Origin of the sequence: Lysinibacillus sp. NPDC093197 (assembly GCF_044754025.1) — a bacterium.
Classification (GTDB): Bacteria; Bacillota; Bacilli; order Bacillales_A; family Planococcaceae; genus Lysinibacillus.
The window spans coordinates 268,806-291,753 of the sequence record NZ_JBIVOH010000001.1; the positions used below are offsets into that span (position 1 = coordinate 268,806).

Consider the following 22,948-nt stretch of genomic DNA (forward strand, 5'->3'; position numbering starts at 1 on the left):
AAAATTATTAAAAAAAGCAAACGGCTTTGTTCCATATTTAGCCGTTTGCTTTTTTATACATTAACTTCATACAATCAACAGGATTTGACGTTAGGTTTATAATTCCTCCAACACTTTTTCAAAGCCGTTAAACCAATTTAACCAGCCATATCTTGCACCTTCTACTGCTTGAGCACTTGAAATACCCGTTTGCTCAAGATGAAGATTTACCTTCCCATCTTCTAATTCTTTTAATGTCCATGTTACCGTATGCTCTTCACCGCTTGCGAACGTATAAGATAATTTGTATGGTTCTTCAACTATTAGCACTTCCCCATCAATAATACCATTCCACCATTCTGTCGGTTGTGTACGAAACTGGAAACGGTGTCCTACAACTGGTTTAAAATCATTTTCCATTATCCATTTTGCAAGTGTTTCTGAATCCGTTAATGCATTCCATACTTTCTCGATTGAACTTGTGAACTGAAAATCTAATGACAATTCTGCCATTTTCATTCCTCCTCTAATAAATTTTTTAAAAGTAACGCTTTTTCTTTCCAAAACTTTTCGTAATGGCTTACCCAATCCTTAATTTCACTTAAAGGAGCAGCATTTAATCGATATCTTGTTTCTCTACCAACTTTACGATCTGAAACTAAACCAGCTTCTTTTAGTATAGCCAAATGTTTAGAAACAGCAGTCCGACCCATTTGAAATTGTGCTGTTAATTCGTGAAGAGGTAATTCTTCTACTTCTGATAGCAAACGTAGCAATTTCCTTCTTGTTGGGTCAGCGACTGCTACATAAACATCACGTTCTTGACCTTTATCGTTCAAAATCATCCTCTCCTAAAATAGGACACCAATTGGTGACCTTAATTATAGGACACTACTTGGTGTCCAGTCAAACTTATTTCTTCGCTCTGGTCCCATATATAAAAGTTCCCTTCAATTTTTTAAGTAATAACTACACAATTATTTAAGGTATAATTAATTATCTTAAACTTAAAATTAAAATTATTAATAATAAAATTAAATAAATTAAATTTTATTATTTATTTTCTTAATACCTTATTGTATAATCGAATTAAATTAAAGAAAGGAAATTTCAATATGGCTTATAAAGTAATTACGAATTGTCCTGTCTGTAATAAAACATTAAAAATTACCAAGCTCCATTGCTCTCATTGTCACACGACGATCGAAAATGAATTTGAATTATCAAAGCTCGCCTCTCTATCAAAAGACCAGCTTCATTTTGTGGAAGTGTTTTTAACATGTAGAGGGAATATTAAAGAAGTGGAAAAAGAATTAGGGATTTCGTACCCTACTGTTCGAGGTAAGTTAACAGAAATCATCTCATCGCTTGGATATGTACAAAAGAAGAAAAATGAAGTGGACGAGAAAAAAATTGTCACTATGTTGGAAAATGGCGAAATCACACCTGAAGAAGCCATAAAGCTCTTAAAAGAAGAATAAGGAGGAACTTATTATGAAAGAGGAAATTGCAAGAGTGTTAACAATGATACAAGAAGGAAAGCTAGATGCAGAGAAGGGATCAGAACTTATTCAAGCATTAAAAGACAAGGAAGATACAGGAAATAATTTTTTAGAAAAAACAACAAAATATTTAGATAAAACATTAAAAGTTCGTGTTGTATCATCCGAAAATGATAACGTCATGGTCAATTTACCAATAAAACTTGTCAAAGTAGTATTAATGGCTGGTCACAGCATCGCAGCTAGTATCCCCCAATCAGAAAAATACGTTAAAGATATAGATATCAACCTTATAATTGAAGCAATCGAAAATGAATTAGATGGCCAAATTGTTGATATTAAATCTGCAAACGGGGATACCGTTTCAGTCATTATTGAGTAGTGATTTGCTTATGATGCATGTAAAAGTGAAAACAAAAGGCTTTAATTTTACTATTCCAATTCCATATGCAATTTTAAATATCCTTATTTCTATCTTATTTTCAAAGTTTGTTCAGCAAATTGCAAACAAATGGACAAAAGAGCACTTCGATAGAAAAAAAATAGACTTTACTATCCCACTTATAGATAAAGAAACACTTAAACCTATTGTCAATGAACTGAAAAATTATAAAGGCATTATACTTGTAGATGTTAAAGCGCAAGACGGGACCGAGGTTAAGGTCAAACTATAATTTAATTTTATATTACAAAAAATCCACGATAGGTTCGAGTTTTGAAATGTTTATTTAAAAGCTCGATTATTACAATAAAACCCCCATTTTTTTTGGGGGTCTTACATGTTAGTAGTCAAGTTTACATAATATTATTATTTAGATTTATTTTTAATATATTTAGTAAATATTGATTTTACAGGCATTTTACTTAAGTATTGATTGCTCGTTTCAGTGATTTTCTGTAATAGCTCAAGCAATTTTTCATCCCCTGTCCAATGTTTTTCGATTACTGCTGGCCCTAATTTATTGATTGTCATATTGAGGACAAAAGTGGCCAGCATAATATCATCGAGAAAGCCTCCAAAGCCAAATATACCTTCTGGTAGAAAATCCATTGGGAAAATAAAATATGCAATTGTAGCGCCAATTAATGACTTACTTTTCGAGTCGATAGCAGGATCTGCTACTATCTTAACTAATAAATGAAAAATATCAGGAACGAACAACAAATAATCAGCATATTTGTGCTTCATCCCCGTCTTTGACACAAGAAATTGTTCCAATTTTTTTCGCAATTTTTGATAAAAATCTTTTTGCTCCTGCTCATTAGGAATGTTTTGATAGTCCTCCATTGATCTTCCTCCTCCTGCTCTCTTTACCTATTACCCAAAATTCAAAAATTTAATCGAAACTGTAGGAAAAAAGGAGTTGTTATAATGTAAGTCAATAGTAATATACCAGCAATTGCTAAGTTGCAATTGCCGAAATGTATAGAAAAAAGCACCCTATATTTATAGGGTGCTTTTTTTAACGAAAGTAATTTTAATTACTGAGAATTAAAGTTTAGTTACGTTAGCAGCTTGTGGTCCGCGGTTGCCATCTACAACTTCGAATTCCACTTTTTGACCTTCGTCAAGTGTTTTGAAACCTTCGCCTTGGATAGCTGAGAAGTGTACGAATACGTCGTTTTCGCCTTCAACTTCGATGAATCCAAAACCTTTTTCTGAGTTAAACCATTTTACTGTACCTTGTTTCATGTAAAAAAACCTCCAAAAAAATAAAAGTGAACAATATGTAATTTCTTCAACGAATTAAAAAAATTCACATATTACAAAGAGTACCGAACTAACGCGATCACTTTTTGTAATATGTGAATCCATGTTTCCGGTGAAGCAATTAAATTGTTAAGTTAAGTATACCACCATTCATAATTTTGTCAAATAAAGAAAATTGTTTTTTTAATTAATTTGAAAATTACTTTAACTTTGTTCTTCAAATACCATTATTCCATGATATACTTGTGCATCATCATCACATGCCTCGCAGTAAAAGCTTTCATCTTCAGACCAAAATGCCCAATATCCACCTTCCTTACTCGCCTCATGTTCATATGCTGATCGGAAATGATTTAATTTCCGTTGTAATGCTTGCTCAAATTGTTCTTTTGTTTCAAACGTTTCTTTCGTTTGAATAAAAGCTTCCCAGCCTTCAAATTTCCACCAAGGCTCATAATCAGCTTTCATGTAAAGTATTGTATACATATTTGCCACATTCCTTGCTGTAATAAGATATTCTAATTTTAGCAAACGCTCCTGAAATGTCTATTAAAACACCCTGCAATATGCTATTATTACCTTATTATTCATTATTTATTTGGAGGTTTTTTTTATGTTTTCAAGTATTCGACCTAAGGCCGAACTAGATGAATTATTAAAACGTGGAACAAATTTAAGTGCAACAGGGCGATTCAATAAGACATTAGCTTTTAATCACTTTAATTCACAAGATGAAGAAAATTTAAAAGCACTCTTTTATAAATTGAAAGATATTACCCCTTCTATGAATGCAATATTTAATAATTATTTAAGTGAGATTTCACCTTCCTCCCAACAAACGATTAGCGAAGAAAATATAAATCAATATTTAACTCAATTCTTTTTAGCTACTCGTGATGATGAATATGTTGATGAAACAGTTAAGTTTTATAATTTGTTTCGAAAAAACCAATATGAACCTGGTAAATTAATCGTTATTTTCAATCAATTTGCCTTTTATATTACGACATATATTTTACATAACTTTGGTTTAAAACCAAACAAAGCTTTTGAGTATATGAAATCTTTCCAATCAGCTGTCAATGTGGACCAAGAATTACTTGTAGAAGTATTAACAGAGCGTATTGTTGAAAACGTTGTCTCTGAAATTTCTTCACTAATGGATGTCAATGCGAAAATTATGTACATGAAAGATTTAGTATATAGCTTAGACAAACAAAATGAGGAAATCCAATCATCTACCGCTGCAACTGAGGAAATTGCCGCATCGATCAATGAAGTAGCCCGAATGTCTTCTCATATATCAGAGAAAACAACGGAATCAGTTGACCATGCCGTTAAAGGAAAAAATGCGATTGAACATGCTTTATCAGAAATTTTCAAAACAGAAGAAACGTTTACAACGATCGTTGACTCGTTTACTGAGTTGCAAAAACGTGTAAATGATATTGAACACGTTGTAACTTTAATAAACCAAATTGCAGATCAAACAAATTTACTAGCATTGAATGCTTCGATTGAAGCTGCTCGTGCTGGTGAACATGGTAAAGGGTTCGCAGTTGTTGCCCAAGAAGTACGTAAGCTGGCTGAAGGCACCGTTACTGCTCTTAGTGAGGTTTCTACAAATGTTCACCATTTAAAAAGTTATTCAAATGAAGTGTCGCATTCTATTACAGAAACAACTTCTATTATTAAAGAAGCAACAATTGAGGCAAAAGAATCGTTACCTTTGTTAAATGCCATTGTTTCTGCAATTGAAGGCATTAATCTTGATGTTACAAATACCGCTGCTATTTCGCAGGAGCAAGCTGCCGCAATTGATGAAGTATCTGCCCGAATGATTGAAATTTCTGACCTTCAAGATGATATTCGCAATTATAGTTCTAATACATCAAGCGATATTCACTTATTAGGAAAAGAGATTAATCGTTTCCGTAATGACATTATTTCGAATAATAATGTCCAACTTTCTTCAATTGCCCTATTACAGCTTTCGAAAGCTGATCATATTTTATGGAAATGGCGTATTTATAATATGTTCCTTGGTTTAGAAGAAGTACAGCCAAGTGATGTATCTTCACATACGGAATGTCGCCTAGGTAAATGGTACACTGCTTCTCGTACTGTTGAACGCTTTGGCCATTTACAGGATTATCGTGAATTAGATGGCTATCACTTACGAGTACACCAATCTGCCAAACTAGCTGCAGAAGCCTTTAAAGCTGGTAATATTAAAAAAGCTGAGGACCATTTAAAAGAGGTGGATGAAGCCTCAGAGCGAGTTCTATTCTTTATTAATAACCTAATTACTTATTTGGAAAAAGAACGTGTTATGCAGTAAGTTGGAGGGATTATCCCTCTACTACTTTTGGGAGGTTTTAGCGTGAACAAAAGAGCGCTGATTAAATTTTTCGGAGATGTTTACGGGACTGGCTATCGCTTTTTTATTAAACAAAAAGCAATTGAGCTTGGTTTAAAAGGGTATTGCAAGTTAAATGCACAAGAGCAAATTGAAGTAGAAGTAGAAGGTTCAAAAAAAGCAATTGACGAATTTCTACTATTTGTTCAAAAGGGTGTTAGCCCTCAGGCAGACTCTAACTCATTTACTTTAGAACTTTACGACGATTTAAAAGGTTATGTACGTATGGAGTCGGACATTGTTTAAGTCTGGCTTCTTTTTTTCTACTTCCCTTTAATCGCAAGAAAAAAATAAGATTAACGGACTATTGGTAATGGTCTTTTTATAAATCGAACATACTATAAAGGTTATAAGTACACCATTAGGCAAGTTTGAAGCTTTTGCGCAGGTGTATTCATTGAGAAACTTAGCAAACAGCAGTAAAATTAATATAAGTACAATTATTAATAATGAAACTTTATGTCGATTATTACGTATTAGATGATAGACATAATGAAAAGCAAGGAGGAAGAAACTATGCTCAGTATAGGACAGTTTTTCTCTAGACATACCGCTAGCCTTTTAATTTCTCTATCAACTGTTTCTATTACAGCGTTTGCAGCAAATCCAGGATACTTCCTTGGTGGTTTATTGTTCGCTGGAACATATGCAACGAGTACAACGTTGCTAAAACATAATCAAAAAAGAAAAGTTATGCACATAGCAGGTATTTCGAAGGATGAGTACAAACATATAGAACTACAGCTTTCAACAGCAAACAAGCATATTCAAACATTAAGTCAAAACTATTTACGCGTACGTTCAGTTTCTGCTTTTAAACAATTACTCGAAATGACTCGTATTTCAAAAAATATCGTTAAAATTGTAAAAACTGATCCGCAAAAGTTTTACAATGTGGAGCCGTTTTTTTATGCGCACCTCCCTTCTGCAGTTGAATTGACTGATAAGTATACAATGCTATCAAAGCAACCTGTCAAAGATAAAGAAATCCAAGTGACATTATCAAAAACACGCGAAACGTTATCGGATTTAAATTCTACATTTCAAATTGACTTGAAAGATGCACTTTCAAACGATATCGATCATCTTCAAATGGAAATTGAATTTGCAAACCGTTCCAACTTAAGAAGGAAAGAACAACTGGAATGGCGAGGCGATGAAAAATGACAGCTAACAGAGATTCTATCTTTCCATTAGAATCGTTGCCAGGAATCTCACCTCTTGTACAAACCTATTTAGGATCGTCAAATCAAGAGGCAATGACTACCTATGAAACGCTATCACCTCTTGCTCAAAGTCGAGCACTTTTATATGCAAGTCAAATTGACCTAACTAATTTTGAATCAGTGTTATCTTTAGGCCAAGACTCTCAACGCGCCGTCTCTCAATTTGCAGATCGCATGCTTGCACAAGTAAAGGATAAGGATGTCACTAAGATTGGACAGATGCTTGATTCATTAATGCAAACATTAGACCGTGTAGACCCTGCTGCACTAGAGCCAAAAAAACCTTCCTTCTTTAAAAAAATGTTCGGTAAAACAGAACCAACTGTAAAACAAACCCTTACTGAGTTTGAACGAATTAGTATTCAGGTTGAACGAATAGGTGTCCAGCTCGAACGTGCACAGCTACAGCTAATAAGAGACGTTGAATTACTAGAGCAATTATATACACATAATCGGGGATTTTTTGAAGAACTAGCAACTGCCATTGCAGCTGGACAGATGAAAAAACACCAAGCTATTGAAGTTGAGCTACCTTCAAAAGTCAGCATCGTACAAACGACTAAACAACCGCTCGCTATTCAACAGCTCAATGATTTCACGGCGCAACTTGAACGTCTTGATCAGCGTATATATGATTTACAAGTTTCACAACAGGTAGCATTACAAACAGCACCTCAAATACGCATGATTCAACAAGCCAATCAAACACTTGCTGAGAAGATCGAGTTTTCAATCGTCACACTTATACCTCTTTGGAAAAATCAATTAGCAATGATGCTTTCAATGAATATGGATCATCATTATGCGCAGCTAGAAGAACGATTAGCACGTACAAATGAACGATTTACAAGCCCATCTTTTGAACAACAAGTAACGAAATTTAAAGAAACACAGCATGAGCTTAAAATGGCCATTCAAGATGTTTTTGCTTTACATACAGCTACCGAAAAGGAAAAACAACATCTACAACAGGATGTAGCTGGCATGAAACAATCAAAAACGATGGAATAATATTATGGGGCGCTAAATTATATAAAGGGGTGTCTCAGCAATTATGTGAGACACCCCTTTATCTTATTATGCGAAATACTCTTTATAGTAACCACCAATATTACCAGTGTTGTCGATAATGAAAACGAACTCTTCTGTTTCATTTTTCACTTCATATTCTTTCCCAACTGTTAATACGTTTGATACTAAATATTTAGATGCGTTCGTATGTTTGCAAGTAACTGTACGAAGTGTTGGTGCATCTTTCCATTTTAAATGTAACATAAATTCTCTACCTCTCTTTACTAGCCATTAGCTAACATCTATTGTTTATTTTATACGATTTTGGCTCTTTTGTGGAGAAAAAACTATAGAAGTCTATATTTTGTCCTTAATAACGAATTGTTTGCATATTTCATACTATAAAATCTATACTCGAGGTGTTGTTATGAGTTTCGGTGGAGTCCCACAATGGTTTTTTATCATCGCGGTCGCATTTGCCATTTGCTTCATTTTATATGCAGAATGGAATTCTAGAAAATAAGTATAGTTGTCTATTGCCGTTGATTTCCGCTACGTGCGGACGCTTTCCGCGGGCACACCGTAAGCCGCAACCCTCGCTAGCGCGGATTGTTGCGTCTTACGTATTGTGCGTTCCCGCAGGAGTCGTCGCCCTCCGCTCCAATCAACTGAACATATCAATAAATAAATTCCATTTTATTAACATGATTGCAAAAGCTGTTGACTTCCGCTGCGTGCGGATACGATAAGCAAAAGTGAGTCCTTCGCTCTGGACTCACTTTTTTAGGCATTATTTTATACAAACATATGAAAACAATTGAAATACTATAAAACTTACTTCAGCGTTCGTTTTAAAAATTCTTTTGTACGTTCGTGTTCCGGGTCTACTAGCACCTTTGAAGGGGGCCCCTCCTCAACAATTACACCTTTATCCATAAACACAACACGGTCTGCAACTTCCTTCGCAAATTCCATTTCATGTGTAACGATCAGCATCGTATTTCCCGCATCTGCTAATTCACGCATTACTTTTAACACTTCCCCAACCATTTCTGGATCTAGAGCGGATGTTGGCTCATCGAAAAGCATTACATCTGGGTTCATAGATAATGCACGAGCAATGGCTACACGTTGCTTTTGACCACCAGAAAGTTGACGTGGTTTTGCATTAACATATTGATCCATCCCGACGATTTTAAGATATTTTAAAGCTGTTTTTTCAGCTTCTTCTTTTGATCGCTTTAACACTTTTACCTGTCCAACTGTACAATTTTTTAGCACATTGTGATTGTTAAACAAATTAAACTGTTGGAAAACCATTCCTAAATGTGTACGATAAGCTTGAACGTTATGTTTTGCGTGTAAAATATTTTCCCCTTTATAAATAATTTCCCCACCATTTGGTGTTTCAAGTAAATTAATGCAACGAAGGAGTGTTGACTTGCCGGATCCTGATGAACCAATTAGACATACAACCTCTCCTTTTTCTACTTTAAAATTCACATCTTTTAATACTTGGTTACGACCAAATGATTTACTTAAATGTTCTATTTGAATGATTGCCATTTGTTCGTTCCCCCTAGTCAATTTCTTTCAGTTCTTTTTGATAAGCATCCGGACCGTCAAGACGTTTTTCTACATATAGTAAAATTCTTGAAGCCGTAAATGTCATAATGAAGTAAAGCACACATGCGACAAAGAACGATTCGAAATAACGGAAGTTATTACCCGAAATCGATTTTGTTTGAAAGAATAATTCCGTTACACCAATTACACTTAAAACGGCAGTATCTTTAATATTCATAATGAGTTGGTTACCTGTTGCAGGTAAGATGTTACGAGCAACTTGCGGTAATACAACATGCATCATAATTTGCACATGCCCCATGCCAATCGCAGAAGCAGCTTCGTATTGACCTTTATCGATAGAGACAATCCCACCACGTACGATTTCAGCCATATACGCACCCGTATTCAGTGAAACGACTAAAATACCAGCAGTAATAAAGTGCATATCGATGCCAAAAGCAATATCTAGCCCGTAAAATACTACCATTGCCTGTACAATCATTGGTGTACCACGGAAAAATTCAACATAGCATGTCAGTATAAAATTAATACATTTTAATAAAAAATGTTTTATACTTTTTTTACGAACTGGAATGGTATGCATAATCCCAATAAAAAATCCGATGAATGCACCAATAATTGTACTGATTGTTGAAATGAGTAACGTATAATACGCTCCTCGTAAAAACATTTGCCAGTTGTTTTCTATAATAGAAATGATCCATTCTAAACTCATGATGTTCCTCCTAACAACGTGTTGTTGCTTTATATCAATTATGCCTTTTGTGAAATCATCTCTTCATTTGAATTCATTTGCTTTATTCAAAATATGTGACACACTTCTTAGACATGACTTTATTCAGAATGACTGCCTCTCTGAACAAACTAAATATGATAAAGGCTGTCCCAGTCGCTCTTAGCAAAATGTCACGACTTTCAATCAGTAAAAATCAACTTCTCTATATGTTGTAAGTGAATTTTCACTTAGAGAAAACAGCATACTTGAAATTTCCGGTATGCTGTTTTTTCGTTAAGGACAACCCTATCTCTTTTTGTATTACTGAGCTGCAGGTTGTTGAAGAATAGCTTCTTCCATAATTTTTTGGCGATCATCTTCTGAAATACCTTTTAAGATTTCATTAATTTTATCTAGACTAGCATCACCTTTACGTAAACCAACTGCAATTGAAGTATTTGAAATATCTGTATCAAATCCTTCTTCAAAAGATACAAATGTGAATTTGTCATTAGCTGCTGCTGCCGAAATACCTTCTGGACGTTCAGCTACATAGCCATCAATTTTGCCAGCTTCTAGAGCTACACGCATTGCAGAGAAGTTTTCCATCGCTGTTTGCTTTTCTACACCTTTAATTTGATCGATAACATTATAGTTAGATGTATTTAGCTGAGATGTAACTTTTGCACCTGAAAAATCTTGAATTGATTTTGCATTTTCATATTTGCTACCTTTTTTAATTACCATTACGAAATCAGAAGTGTAGTAGTTTTCAGTGAAATCAATTGTTTGTTTACGTTCTTCTGTTGGAGACATCCCTGCTACAATCGCATCGATTTTTTTTGACTGAAGCGCAGGTACTAAACCGTCCCATTCCATTTTTACTACTACTAATTTTTTACCTAAGCCATCAGCGATTTTTTTCGCCATTTGTACATCGTAACCGCCTGCATACTCTGCATTATCAGCAATTTTCACTGCTCCGTTTGCATCATCTTGCTGAGTCCAGTTAAATGGAGGATAACCTGCTTCCATCCCAATGCGGAACTCTCCACCAGTTTCTTCCTTTGAACCATCACCTGTTGTCTTTTCATCCTTGTCACCAGAACCACAAGCCGCTAACACGATTGCTGTCATTGCTGTTAACATAAATAACAACCATTTTCTTTTCATCTAAAACTCCCCTTTTCTGTAAAAAAAATAAAGCAACTGTACAAAAAAAGACCTAAGTTTTGAACTTAGGTCTTACCTTTTATTGACAGTTGCCCAAATCCTCACTATAATTTCCATGTTTCCGAGATAGCACAACCTAGTAAACTGGAATTGAATTTACTAGGACAGTCCTGCACTTATTCACTGCAGACCCAGCATAAAAGTACGAGCTCCTTTTATACTTCGGCGATATTTCCTTCTCCATTACGTCTTCGCTTGCTTATACTCAGCAATGGACTAATAAATACCGCGCCTCTACCTCACAAAAAACAAAAGTGAGGTTTGTTTATTTAAATGATATATAGATATTACTATAAAGCTAGCATAGTCGTCAAGATAGTTTTATCATTTTTCTGACTAATTACAAAATTAGCCTATAATCCTTTTAAAATCCATAAATAAAGTAGAATAACATTAACTATGTTTGTCATCATTTCACAAATTTTTATTATAAAAAACAAGATTTATAAACCATAAGAATCGATTTCCCAGTCAAATAAAGGCCATTAAGACCATCAAGCAAATTTCATTATAGCGTAAATCAATCTAAATGAAAAACCCTGCTAAACAGTTAAGTTTGCAGGGTTTGAATACTTAATTTATCGAATTAAGAATTTAATAATAAATCTTCTGGATTTTCAAGTAACTCTTTAACTGTTTTAAGGAAGCCTACAGAATCTTTACCATCGATAATACGGTGGTCGTAAGATAATGCTAAGTACATCATAGGACGAATTTCTACTTCGCCATTTACTTCTACAGGGCGTTTTTTAATTGAGTGCATTCCTAAAATAGCAGCTTGTGTACCGTTCATAATAGGTGTTGACATTAATGAACCGAATACACCACCATTTGTAATTGTGAATGAACCACCTTGAAGATCAGCTAAACCTAATTTTTTATCGCGTGCTTTTTTAGCTAAGTCTGCAATTGAATCTTCAATTTCAGCAAAGTTTTTGCGGTCAGCATCGCGTACAACTGGTACTACTAAACCTTCTTCAGTTGATACAGCTACACCAATATCAAAGAAGTTATTTAAGTGAATTTCATCGCCAACGATTTGAGCATTCACATAAGGGTATTTTTTAAGCGCCGCAACAACAGCTTTTGTGAAGAATGACATGAAACCAAGCTTAGAGCCAGTAGACTCAAAGAATTGATCTTTTTTACGAGAACGTAGTGCCATAACATTTGTCATATCTACTTCATTGAATGTTGTAAGCATAGCAGTCGATTGCTTAACTTCTAATAAACGTTTAGCAATTGTTTGACGACGACGGCTCATTTTTTCAACTGTAACACGTGACTCATCAACAGCTACTACTGCTTTTGGTGCTGCTGGTGTCGCTTGAGGTGCTGCTACAGGTGCTGTACCGTGAGCTGCAACGTCTTGTACACGTACGCGACCTTGTGGATCAACTGGAGATACAGCTGCAAGATCAATACCTTTTTCACGAGCAAGTTTACGTGCTGCAGGAGATGCAATTACACGCTCGCCAGAAGTTTCTTCCACAACTGGTGCTGCTGGTGTTGGTGCAGCTACTGCTTGAGGAGCCGCTGGTGTTGGAGCTTCCGCAACTGGTGCGGCTGCTGGTGCAGGTGCTGCCCCTTCGCCCGCTTCTACAACTGCGATTACTTGACCTACAAGAACAGTATCGCCTTCTTCAGCTAAAATTTGTGTTAACACCCCAGCTTCTTCAGAAATGATTTCAGCATTTACTTTATCTGTTTCAAGTTCAACGATGAATTCACCTTTTTCCACGCGGTCTCCCACTTTTTTAACCCACTGTGCAATACTACCTTCTGTAATCGATTCTGCTAATTCAGGGACTTTAATTTCAGCCACTTTCATTTCCTCCTTTGATTAACGTGCATGCGTATCATGCACATAAAAGGGCTACCGCCTTAGGCATGTAGCCCAGCTTCCAGTAATAATAATATATTTAGTTTACTTTTACCGTTTCAGCAACTGCTTCTTCAATTAGAGCTGATTGAGCTGCTTTATGAGAATCTGCATCACCTTCTGAAGTTGAGCTCATTGCAGGACGACCTACATAACGAAGCTTTTTGCCTTCAGATAGTTCATATAATGTTTCCAATGCGTAATTCCAAGTACCTTGGTTTTTAGGTTCTTCTTGTACCCATACGATTTCTTTAGCGTTAGGATACTTAGCAATAATATCAGCAACTTGCGCTGTTGGGAATGGGTAAAGTTGCTCTACACGAACAATGTGTAAGTGATCGAAGCCTTCTCCATCTTTCACGCGGTCTGCTAAGTCAATCATTACTTTACCCGTACCTAATACAATTCGTTCAACAGATTTAGTTTTTGAACCTAAACCTGGTTGCTCGATTACTTCTTGGAATGAGCCATTTGCTAATTGTTCAGCATTTGCTGCAGCTAATGGATGACGAAGTAACGATTTTGGTGATACAACCACTAATGGACGCACACCTTCTGTTTCCAACAATGCTGCTTGACGACGTAATAAGTGGTAGTAGTTCCCTGCATTCGAGCAGTTTGCAACAAACCAGTTATTTTCAGCAGACATTTGTAAATAGCGCTCCATACGGCTTGAAGAGTGTTCAGGACCTTGCCCTTCATAACCGTGAGGTAAAAGAATGACGAAGCCAGATTTTTGACCCCACTTAGAACGTGCCCCTGAAATGAAGTTATCAAACATCACTTGAGCCATGTTCGCGAAGTCACCAAATTGCGCTTCCCATACTGAAAGTACGTTACCTTTTTCTAAATTGTAACCGTATTCAAAGCCAACAACCCCAGCTTCTGTCAATGGTGAGTTGTGTACTGTAAATGAAGCGCTTGCACCAGAAATGTGGTGAAGTGGTGTAAATACGTTACCGTTATTTTTGTCATGTAACACTAAATGACGTTGTGAGAATGTACCACGTTGAGCATCTTGACCAGTAAATCGTACTGGAGTGCCATCTTGAATTATTGTTGCGTATGCTAATGTTTCAGCATGACCCCAATCAATTTTTGCAGATGCAAATGCATCACGACGTTTTTCTAAAATTTTGCCTAATTTCTTTTGTGGCTCGAAGTTTTGTTCAAACACAAGTAGTTCTTCGTTAATCGTTTCTAAACGCTCAGCACCTACTGCTGTATCGATTTGTGGGAAATTAATTTTTAATTCTTCTGGCATTTCTAAATGTTTATGTTCATCTTTTTCTGCCATTTCTTTAACGTGATCGTAAGCAACCTGCATCTCAGCATAAATAGCTGAATCAAGTGCCGCAACTTCATCAGCAGTAACTAATCCTTCTGCTACTAACTGCGCTCCGTATAATGCACGAATTGTCTCATGTTTCGAAACAAGTTTGTATGTTTCTGGATTTGTTACAGTTGGGTCATCTGTTTCATTATGACCATGTCGACGGTAACCAATTAAGTCAACAACAATATCTTTACCGAATTTTTGACGGTAGCTTGCTGCAAAACGACCTACTTGAGAAACAGCTTCTGGGCTGTCTGCGTTCACATGAACAACTGGTACTTCATAACCTTTTGCTGGGTCAGAAGAATAGACAGATGAACGTGAGTCTTGAAGCTCTGTAGTGAAACCAATCATGTTATTTGCAATGATATGAATTGTCCCACCTGTTGAGAAACCTTCTGTTTTCGAATAGTTTAACACTTCTGTAACAATACCTTGACCAGGGAATGCAGCATCACCATGTACAAGAATACCTAAGCCTTTTGCTGGATTATGCACAGCTTGCCCTGGTTTTGATGTATCATCTTGTGTTGCACGAGTAGAACCTAATACAACTGGGTTTCCAACTTCTAAGTGAGAAGGGTTATAAGCTAGTTTTACGTTCATGCCTGATTCACGAGTATATGAAGCACCCATGTGGTATTTCACGTCGCCAGTCCAACCTTTTGTAATTTCAAGTCGACCATGCTCTGGCATAAATAAATCGTTTGAAACATGTGCAAAATCTGAGAACATCATGTCATATGGTTTATTTAAAATATGTGTTAGTACATTTAGACGGCCACGGTGCGCCATTCCTATACGAACATTTTCAACATTGTTTGCTTCTACTGTTTTTAAAATTTCATCAAAAAGGACAATTTGAGTATCTAAACCTTCTCCAGAGAAACGTTTTTGACCAACAAATGTTTTGTGAATAAATTTTTCAAAGTTTTCAACACGTGTTAAACGATTTAATAACGCTTTTTTTTCATCTGAAGTTAGTGCTTGTTTTAAAGAACCAGATTCAATTTGTGCTTGAATCCATTCACGTTCTTCAGTTGCTACCACATGCTCATATTCAAAAGCTACTTTATCTGTATAGACAGATTTCAAATAGTCAATAGCATCCTTACCATTTTTCACGCCCGCTGGCACATCTTTGAAGAAGATAGCAGCAGGTATTTCTGCTAAATCCGCAGGACTTAAGTTGAACGCACTTTCTTCAATTTGTGCTGTTTGAAGTGCACGATTTTTCAAAGGATAAATATCTGCAGCTAAATGCCCTTTAGAACGAATTGCATCAGCTAATTTAACAGCTGCCAATACCTTTTTATAATCGCCAGCAGGAGCTGCTGAACCACTTACTACAGCTACTTCACCTTCTACTTCTACTGGTGCACCAAATTGTTGGAATAATGATACTAACTCCGGTTCTACTTCTTCAGGAGACTGTAAGAATAAGTCGTATTGCTCCATCACATATCCTAAGTTAGGACCAGAGAAAGCTGACCATGGAGAACTTACAGTTGTAACGTTGTTCGACATGAAAAATGACCTCCAAATTTTGCCTATCGGCAGTTCCATTAATTAAATTACAATTAATTATATAATATTATCCCGTTCTTTTAAAGGATGTTTGACACAAGTTATCCATATTTTAAAGAACGTTTTTTCCATCTCAATCTTACTACTCTTCACAAAAAATACAACACTTTTTAGCAAATTAAGCAATTTTTTTCCCGAAGGCTAAAAATCTTAAATAAACCGCGCATTTTCTTTAATATTTTAGCGGTATCCTCAACAAGAAAACGGTTCCAACATTTTCTTCACTCTTGACTTCTATCGAAGCATTGTATTTTTCAAGTAACATTTTAGAGATACTGAGACCTAAGCCTGTACCGCCAATTTGGCGATTTCTTGCCTCATCAACACGATAAAAACGATCAAAAATATATGGTAAATTATTTTCAGCTATACCAATACCGTTATCAGCGATTTGAATTTGCATTTCATCTTCCTGTATCGAAAGGGAAATATTTACTTCCGGAACTTTTTCACAATAACGAATCGCATTTTCTACTATGTTGCGAACTATTTGACTAAGTGCATTAGACGTTATAAAAACCGCCCCTATTTCACCATTTTTCGACAGCGTTATTTTTGCTGTTGGGTATAATAGCGCCATTTCTTCTATCACACTTTTAATTACATCTATTGGGTTTGCTTCACTCATCTCATCTTTTTCTTCCCGTCGAGCAAGCTCCAGTAACTCTTCAATCATTTTACGCATTCGTGTAATTTCCGTCAGTGATGTGTCTATAGACTCTTCAAGAATAGCAGGATCGTCTTTGCCCCAGCGTTTCAATAATGAGAGATGTCCCTCTATCGCCTGAATCGGTGTCCGTAATTCATGGGAAGCATCTGCGACAAATTGTTGCTGTTGAGCAAATGATATTTGCAGTTCATTCATCATTGCATTGTACATTTTTAACAAGTCGCCAATTTCATCATTTGATGTATAGGATAGCTGAATTGGTTCATTAAAACCTTGATCCATTACTGTTTTCATTGATGCACGTAATGCATGAAGTGGCTTCGTTAAATAATTTGCTAAATAATACCCAATGGAACCTGAAAGTAATAATGCGCCAACTCCTGCAATGAGCATAGCAGTCAACAAATAACGCATTAATGATTCAAAACGTGTTAACGGATGTATCACTTGAATATATACTTGAAAAAAACCAAGTTGTAACGGTTCGTTCACAACATACGCATCCTTTTTGTCAATAGTCGTCTGGACAATTGACCCCATCGAAGAAAGCGGTGCAGCTTGTGAGGCATTATTAATACGTAAAATTTCAATACCATCATTATTAAATAGTCGGACAGTTTGGTCACGATCGACAATTGATTTCAATAATCCCGTATTTTGCTGAATTTGTTGTATCGAGATGTTTGGCCCTTGTGACTCTAAGAATGAAACGACATCATCTCTTGTTCGTTTCACTTTACTTCCTTCATCATTTAAAAGCCAAGTATGCAGTGATACATATACGACTATACAAATAATCGCATAACTTATAAAAATAACTGCACTAGATGTTAACATCCATTTTCTTTGTAATGATAGATTACTTAAGTATTCCTTTATTTTTTTCATTCGCGCATCACGTATCCTACTCCACGAACAGTCTCAATATAGGCATTTGAATTACCGGGTAGTTTTGTCCGTAAATGGCGAATATATACATCAACGACATTTGTCTCGATATCAGCATCATATCCCCAAACAGAAGTTAGAATTAGCTCACGTGTACATACACGATTTTTTTGTTCTATTAATAGCTTTAACAAATCATATTCGGTTTTAGTCAGATCAAGTTTTTTACCTTGAACCAATACCTCGTATGCATCAATGTCAATTTCAATATCCCGAAATTGAAGTGTGTCCCCTCCTATTTTTTCGTTAGGCTCTACACGGCGCAAAATAGTTCGTATACGTGCAAGCAATTCTTCGATTGCAAATGGCTTCACTATGTAATCATCAGCCCCAGCATCTAAACCAGCAACTCTATCCATTACTGCGTCTCTAGCGGTAAGTAAAATTATCGGTACCTGGGATTGAGTACGAACCCTGCGACAAATTTCAATTCCATTAATACTAGGTAACATCACATCGAGTAATAGCACATCATAATCTTCAGTTGTGGCAAATGCTAGCCCTTCTCGTCCATCAAAGGCAACGTTTACATTATAGCCCTCATGTTGTAACTCTAGTTCTACAAATCGGGCAATATGCTTCTCATCTTCTACTAAAAGTATTTTTTTAGGCATCTGATCACCTTCTAATTTCAAAATATAAACATCATCTTTATTATAGTACTAGCATAACATCAATTAAAAAGCCTGTACCACAAGTAAATACTCGTTTGTACAGACTTTTTTTATAGTGGTCCAGTAATAAATAAATTATTTTTTCCGCATTCCTTCGCTTTATATAAAGCTTGGTCTGCTAGATCCATTAGCGACTCAAGAGTTGTTGCGTGGTCAGGATAATAAGCAATCCCAATAGATGCAGTAGGTGCAAAGAAATACTTTTCTATAGTCCATCCATTTTTCAATTCATTGCGAATACGGTTAATAATATGCATTATCTGAACTTGTCTTTCATCTGGATTCCGCGTTAAACCCGTTAAAATAATGATAAATTCATCTCCACCCATTCGGATGACTAAATCATGACTACGTACAGATGTTATTAGCACATTACCGAAATTACGGATAAAATCATCACCCATATCATGCCCATAACGATCATTTACATCCTTAAAGTCATCTCCATCTATATAAAGCATTGCAATACAAGTACCTTTTGCATGTGCGTCCGAAAGTAGTTTAGGGAATTCTTTCAATAAAAACCTTCGATTCGGTAACTGCGTTAGGCTATCGTGATAGGCTAAATATAGCAAATCATTTTCTCGTTCTTTTCGATGAGTAATTTCACGTGAAACCATTATTATTTGGGAAATTGTTTCGCGTTCTGTATCATGCACTACCGTTACATTTCCTTCAGTCCAAACAGGCGTACCATCCTTTGACTTAAGCAAAAGTTCAAACTGCGTGTCCGACTTAGCAGTAAAATCATTTAGAAATGCTTGCCACGCTGGCTTACTTTGCTCCTCGATTATACTATTGTAAAACTGTCCCTGTAACTCAACAATCTCATAGCCTAAATACATCCTATAGGACGGTGAAGCATAAATAATAATGCCATCCTCATTGATGATGACAATTAAATCATTTGTATTTTCAGTAATTAATCGGAAAGTACGCTCAATATTTTTCAATTCCGTTAACATTCTCTTCTTGTCCGTAATATCATAGTTAATGGATAAATATTGTTCCACTTTGCCAAATTCATTTTTCAATGGCACAATGGCTGCCTCTACCCAATAGTCTGCATGATATTTGGTGCGATAGCACAGCTCCCCTCTCCAAACCTCCCCCAATACAAGGGATTCGTTGATTGTTTGAAAAACTCCTTTTTTATTATTACGTGGCTCGATAAGATTATAAGGTTGACCAATTAGCTCTTCAGCTGTAAATCCCGAAGCATTTAAAAATAAATCATTAACTTCCATAATCGTGCCTTCGTTATCTAAAATAGCAATAGAAGTTGCGAAATTTAAAGCCGCCTTAAACACTTCGAGACCATGGGTTTTTGAACGCAGCTCTGCCTTTTGCTCGGTAAATTGTGTAAAATCTTGCATGATAAGAAAAATAGCAAAGGAGTTATCACCTTGCATTACTGGTGACAACGATACTAAATACATGCGCTCCTGTTTATCCAATGTATGAAGCTTAATCAGCTTTTCACCAATATTTTCGCCCATTGCAGCCCTTTGTAAATAGTTTTGTATTTTCTCAATTTCCTCATGAGGGATAATAGGTAAGTCAATGAACGGCTGATGTTTCACCATATCATTATCTAAATTAAAATCTTCTATGAAGCTTGTATTTACTTCATATATAGTACCTTCTGCAGATAAAATGACTGTTGAAAAATAAGCATGATCGAACATTGATCGCATAAATAAAAATTTATCTTCAATACTTCTGTCATATAGAATTTCTTTTGTAATAGCTAAAATATAATAATCATCCCCGTCTTTTATTGGCCGGACAGAGGTCTCATATTTTCTAACTTCTGATTTAACATAAGCATAATCCACATAATCGATTTGTTGATGCTGTTCAATAGCTCGGTGATAATTTTCTTGAATAATGACAAAATTCCGACGAGAAGTAACAGCAGACAGCATTTTCCCAAGGGCATTAGTAGATACCAGAACTTGGGCAGCCTGATTTAAGCGAACATATTGATAATCGTCTCCTACTTTTTTCATTAAATAGACGAAATCTTCTCCAATAAATAGTTGATTGAAAAGTTTTTCGCTTAAAAGATATTCCATAATGTCACTCTCCATTATAAAGTCACATATATATAAATTCGTTATAAATGGTATTTATTTATAACATAAAAATTACACTAATATTATACCATATATACATTCGTTTAACTTTCTTGAATTAAGAAAGATTCTATCCTTTTTGGAGAAAAATTTGATGAAATTTTACTAAAAAATCAAGAAAACGATACTAAGGTAATACCATTTTCGCCATTTTGATGTAATATAATACTATAATAGACTTTTTATCCATATATAACATAAGAATGCAAAAGGTGTTTTTTCTCTATTATTCTGAATTAACTGACAATTAAACTTATTTTTTGTTTAAAAGAGCAAATTGATTGCACCAAGCAGTAGACTTGTTATATTATATCAATAAAACTAGCCATTTTTCGGTATGGTCGCAAAATCAGTAAGACTGCGGGAGATTATGGATATCATAGTTATAACGTCTAGTTCTTTGGGTTTTTAATTCCAGTACGAATTTTAGTTTTATTCTTTATGCTTTAACGGAATTGTTTTGACTACCCTTGTAAAGGAGGCGTTTCGTATGCTTAAACATCGAGACCTTCATGAATGTACAGAGCTTTATGAGCTATTATCGCATCCATCTGTTTTTCCCTTCGTCCGTCAAAAAGCCAAATCGGCGGATGAATACTGGTTTATGACCAAGCAACTAATCGAAGAAGAAGCGAGAGGGCTCGCTATCTCAAGGACAATTACCGATGATTGGGGGCAACCAATCGGCACCATTAGCATTCATGATGTTGAGGACGGTGCGGGCTTCCTCGGAACGTGGATAGGACTCCCCTATCAAGGGCAAGGTTACAACCAAAAGGCAAAAATGCTTTTTTTGAATGAATTATTTTTTGATTATAATTTCAATACGGTTTTCCTTCGTATTCGAGTAGAAAATATTAAATCACAGCGTGCCGCATTAAAGTTACCTTATGTTGTAGATGCAAATGATAGTCACCCTACATTATTAGCACAAGTTAATAGTGGAGAGGCACAATTTAATTTATATAAAATCCCACGTGACTTGTTCTATCTGACAACTGCCAATCAAACACAAGAAGGCGAAGAACAAGCAATGTAATAGAAACAATCAAAAAAGCAATGTGTACTGTTTATCATAACAGCACACATTGCTTTTTATTTTTTATATTGTAATATTAACTTCGCCATCTCATCTGGCGTTTTCGGTCTTTGGGTTTTTGCCATCGTAGCTGTCATTTCGGATTTTCGCTCGGTTAATGTATATACCGATTTTATGAAAGATTCCTTCGTTAGTTCCTCTTCTTGCAATACTTCGGCATATCCTTGTTTTTTGAATAAGTTTGCATTCAAAATTTGATCGCCACGACTTTTTTGTGCAGAAAGAGGAATTAATAACATTGGTTTATGAAGTGCTAAAAATTCAAAAATAGAATTAGATCCTGCACGTGAAACGACAAAATCGGCTGCATGCAGCAAATCAGGTAATTCAGTTGTCACGTAGTCAAATTGTTTGTAGCCAGGCATTGATTCGAAGCTTTCATCTTTATTCCCTTTTCCACATAAATGAATGACTTGGAATGTTTGAAGTAACTCAGGTAAATTATGGCGTAATGCGTCATTTAACACTACAGAGCCAAGGCTTCCACCCATAACTAAAAGAACGGGTTTAGCTGCTGTAAAACCACAGAACGAAAGACCTTTTGCTTTGTCACCATTAAATAATTCTTCACGAATAATGGAACCAGTACATGTTGCTTTTTCATTTGGTAAATGCTGTAGCGTTTCTTCAAAAATAGTGAAAATATGAGAAGCAAAAGGTAGGGCAATTTTATTTGCCAAGCCAGGCGTAACATCGGATTCATGTATAACGACTGGTACACCAGCCAATTTAGCTGCCATTACTACAGGTACAGAGACAAAACCACCTTTCGAAAAGATGACCTCTGGCTTCACTTTTTTTATAATACTAAACGCTTGCATAATCCCAGCAAGCACTTTAAAAGGATCTGTAAAGTTTTTCATAGAGAAATAACGACGCAATTTCCCGCTTGCTATCCCATAGAAAGGGACTTTAGGAAATGCCTCGCCTATTAATTCTTTTTCAATACCTTGCTCTGAACCAATATAGTGGACATCATAACCTAGTTCAAGTAAAGAAGGTAATATCGCTTGGTTAAGTGATACATGGCCTGCTGTCCCACCACCGGTTAAAATGATTGTAAGTTGTTTCACGTAAATTCTCCTATTCCTTAAAAGCCATTGTAGCCAACCGCTACTTTTTGTTTACAGTCTTTTATTTTACTATATGCGAAGGAAAAGATATAGATGAAGCTTTTAATTTTTCAGTCATATTATGTCTACTCTATGCTATACTAATTCATTATGCT

23 protein-coding genes and 1 riboswitch are annotated in these 22,948 nt (G+C 35.6%); of the genes, 8 read left to right on the forward strand and 15 right to left on the reverse strand.

Going from position 1 to position 22,948, the window contains the following annotated elements; genetic code table 11:
* Positions 1 to 96: 96 nt before the first annotated feature.
* Positions 97 to 498: an SRPBCC family protein gene (locus ACIP9G_RS01325; protein ID WP_401016803.1), complete on the reverse strand. Its 402-nt coding sequence runs from the start codon at positions 496 to 498 to the stop codon at positions 97 to 99.
* Complete coding sequence (locus ACIP9G_RS01330; RefSeq protein WP_340824526.1) at positions 495 to 818, reverse strand: ArsR/SmtB family transcription factor; 324 nt, start codon at positions 816 to 818, stop codon at positions 495 to 497. The genes ACIP9G_RS01325 and ACIP9G_RS01330 overlap by 4 nt, the downstream gene beginning before the upstream one ends.
* A gap of 276 nt (positions 819 to 1,094) precedes the next feature.
* On the opposite strand from ACIP9G_RS01330, the gene ACIP9G_RS01335 reads away from it, so the two are divergent.
* From ACIP9G_RS01335 to ACIP9G_RS01345, 3 genes are read left to right on the forward strand one after another with little or no spacing between them, the layout of a single operon-like run.
* Positions 1,095 to 1,460 (forward strand): DUF2089 domain-containing protein, encoded by a 366-nt coding sequence (locus ACIP9G_RS01335; RefSeq protein ID WP_337981186.1) that lies wholly within the window; start codon positions 1,095 to 1,097, stop codon positions 1,458 to 1,460.
* A 13-nt stretch (positions 1,461 to 1,473) separates the two neighbouring features.
* On the forward strand, positions 1,474 to 1,863 hold the full coding sequence (locus tag ACIP9G_RS01340) for an SHOCT-like domain-containing protein (RefSeq protein WP_340824524.1): 390 nt from the start codon (positions 1,474 to 1,476) through the stop codon (positions 1,861 to 1,863).
* Between the two features lie 10 nt (positions 1,864 to 1,873).
* Positions 1,874 to 2,155 carry a hypothetical protein gene (locus ACIP9G_RS01345; protein WP_340824522.1) on the forward strand — a complete coding sequence of 94 codons (282 nt, stop codon included), beginning with the start codon at positions 1,874 to 1,876 and terminating at the stop codon, positions 2,153 to 2,155.
* Between the two features lie 134 nt (positions 2,156 to 2,289).
* Here the strand turns inward: ACIP9G_RS01345 and ACIP9G_RS01350 are convergent, their stop codons facing one another.
* From ACIP9G_RS01350 to ACIP9G_RS01360, 3 genes are all read right to left on the reverse strand, one after another.
* Positions 2,290 to 2,769 (reverse strand): YkvA family protein, encoded by a 480-nt coding sequence (locus tag ACIP9G_RS01350; RefSeq protein WP_401016806.1) that lies wholly within the window; start codon positions 2,767 to 2,769, stop codon positions 2,290 to 2,292.
* A 204-nt stretch (positions 2,770 to 2,973) separates the two neighbouring features.
* The gene (locus tag ACIP9G_RS01355; RefSeq protein ID WP_004230088.1) at positions 2,974 to 3,174 is read right to left on the reverse strand and encodes a cold-shock protein; all 201 of its coding nucleotides are present in this window, start codon (positions 3,172 to 3,174) and stop codon (positions 2,974 to 2,976) included.
* Positions 3,175 to 3,396: 222 nt separating this feature from the next.
* Complete coding sequence (locus ACIP9G_RS01360) at positions 3,397 to 3,678, reverse strand: DUF1033 family protein (protein ID WP_340824518.1); 282 nt, start codon at positions 3,676 to 3,678, stop codon at positions 3,397 to 3,399.
* Positions 3,679 to 3,805: 127 nt separating this feature from the next.
* Here ACIP9G_RS01360 and ACIP9G_RS01365 point away from each other — a divergent pair, with 127 nt between their 5' ends.
* From ACIP9G_RS01365 to ACIP9G_RS01380, 4 genes are all read left to right on the forward strand, one after another.
* Positions 3,806 to 5,533, forward strand: a complete 1,728-nt coding sequence (locus tag ACIP9G_RS01365; protein WP_401016809.1) for a methyl-accepting chemotaxis protein — start codon at positions 3,806 to 3,808, stop codon at positions 5,531 to 5,533.
* Positions 5,534 to 5,575: 42 nt separating this feature from the next.
* Complete coding sequence (locus tag ACIP9G_RS01370) at positions 5,576 to 5,857, forward strand: acylphosphatase (RefSeq protein WP_340824515.1); 282 nt, start codon at positions 5,576 to 5,578, stop codon at positions 5,855 to 5,857.
* A 270-nt stretch (positions 5,858 to 6,127) separates the two neighbouring features.
* Positions 6,128 to 6,778, forward strand: coding sequence for a 5-bromo-4-chloroindolyl phosphate hydrolysis family protein (locus ACIP9G_RS01375; protein ID WP_340824514.1), 651 nt, complete (start codon positions 6,128 to 6,130; stop codon positions 6,776 to 6,778).
* Positions 6,775 to 7,848, forward strand: a complete 1,074-nt coding sequence (locus ACIP9G_RS01380; RefSeq protein WP_401016811.1) for a toxic anion resistance protein — start codon at positions 6,775 to 6,777, stop codon at positions 7,846 to 7,848. Before ACIP9G_RS01375 ends, ACIP9G_RS01380 begins: the two co-directional genes overlap by 4 nt.
* 66 nt (positions 7,849 to 7,914) lie before the next feature.
* Here the strand turns inward: ACIP9G_RS01380 and ACIP9G_RS01385 are convergent, their stop codons facing one another.
* From ACIP9G_RS01385 to ACIP9G_RS01425, 9 genes are all read right to left on the reverse strand, one after another.
* A complete protein-coding gene (locus ACIP9G_RS01385; protein WP_340824510.1) occupies positions 7,915 to 8,112 on the reverse strand; it encodes a DUF6501 family protein in 198 nt (65 codons plus the stop codon).
* Positions 8,113 to 8,682: 570 nt separating this feature from the next.
* Positions 8,683 to 9,414 (reverse strand): amino acid ABC transporter ATP-binding protein, encoded by a 732-nt coding sequence (locus ACIP9G_RS01390; RefSeq protein ID WP_340824508.1) that lies wholly within the window; start codon positions 9,412 to 9,414, stop codon positions 8,683 to 8,685.
* Between the two features lie 13 nt (positions 9,415 to 9,427).
* Positions 9,428 to 10,153, reverse strand: coding sequence for an amino acid ABC transporter permease (locus ACIP9G_RS01395; protein WP_340824506.1), 726 nt, complete (start codon positions 10,151 to 10,153; stop codon positions 9,428 to 9,430).
* Between the two features lie 321 nt (positions 10,154 to 10,474).
* On the reverse strand, positions 10,475 to 11,326 hold the full coding sequence (locus tag ACIP9G_RS01400; RefSeq protein WP_340824504.1) for a transporter substrate-binding domain-containing protein: 852 nt from the start codon (positions 11,324 to 11,326) through the stop codon (positions 10,475 to 10,477).
* Positions 11,327 to 11,445: 119 nt separating this feature from the next.
* A riboswitch (Lysine riboswitch) is annotated at positions 11,446 to 11,631 on the reverse strand.
* Positions 11,632 to 11,972: 341 nt separating this feature from the next.
* Positions 11,973 to 13,211: a 2-oxoglutarate dehydrogenase complex dihydrolipoyllysine-residue succinyltransferase gene (gene odhB / locus ACIP9G_RS01405; RefSeq protein WP_340824502.1), complete on the reverse strand. Its 1,239-nt coding sequence runs from the start codon at positions 13,209 to 13,211 to the stop codon at positions 11,973 to 11,975.
* A 97-nt stretch (positions 13,212 to 13,308) separates the two neighbouring features.
* Positions 13,309 to 16,131 carry a 2-oxoglutarate dehydrogenase E1 component gene (locus ACIP9G_RS01410; RefSeq protein WP_401016815.1) on the reverse strand — a complete coding sequence of 941 codons (2,823 nt, stop codon included), beginning with the start codon at positions 16,129 to 16,131 and terminating at the stop codon, positions 13,309 to 13,311.
* A gap of 232 nt (positions 16,132 to 16,363) precedes the next feature.
* On the reverse strand, positions 16,364 to 17,749 hold the full coding sequence (locus tag ACIP9G_RS01415; protein ID WP_340824498.1) for a sensor histidine kinase: 1,386 nt from the start codon (positions 17,747 to 17,749) through the stop codon (positions 16,364 to 16,366).
* A complete protein-coding gene (locus tag ACIP9G_RS01420) occupies positions 17,746 to 18,423 on the reverse strand; it encodes a response regulator transcription factor (protein WP_401016817.1) in 678 nt (225 codons plus the stop codon). Before ACIP9G_RS01420 ends, ACIP9G_RS01415 begins: the two co-directional genes overlap by 4 nt.
* Positions 18,424 to 18,533: 110 nt before the next feature.
* Positions 18,534 to 20,561, reverse strand: coding sequence for a diguanylate cyclase domain-containing protein (locus tag ACIP9G_RS01425; RefSeq protein WP_401016819.1), 2,028 nt, complete (start codon positions 20,559 to 20,561; stop codon positions 18,534 to 18,536).
* Between the two features lie 550 nt (positions 20,562 to 21,111).
* Between ACIP9G_RS01425 and ACIP9G_RS01430 the strand changes: the two genes are divergently transcribed.
* Positions 21,112 to 21,660: a GNAT family N-acetyltransferase gene (locus tag ACIP9G_RS01430; RefSeq protein ID WP_340824494.1), complete on the forward strand. Its 549-nt coding sequence runs from the start codon at positions 21,112 to 21,114 to the stop codon at positions 21,658 to 21,660.
* 56 nt (positions 21,661 to 21,716) lie between these two features.
* On the opposite strand, the gene ACIP9G_RS01435 is transcribed toward ACIP9G_RS01430, so the two are convergent.
* Positions 21,717 to 22,793 (reverse strand): undecaprenyldiphospho-muramoylpentapeptide beta-N-acetylglucosaminyltransferase, encoded by a 1,077-nt coding sequence (locus ACIP9G_RS01435; RefSeq protein ID WP_340824493.1) that lies wholly within the window; start codon positions 22,791 to 22,793, stop codon positions 21,717 to 21,719.
* Positions 22,794 to 22,948: the final 155 nt, after the last annotated feature.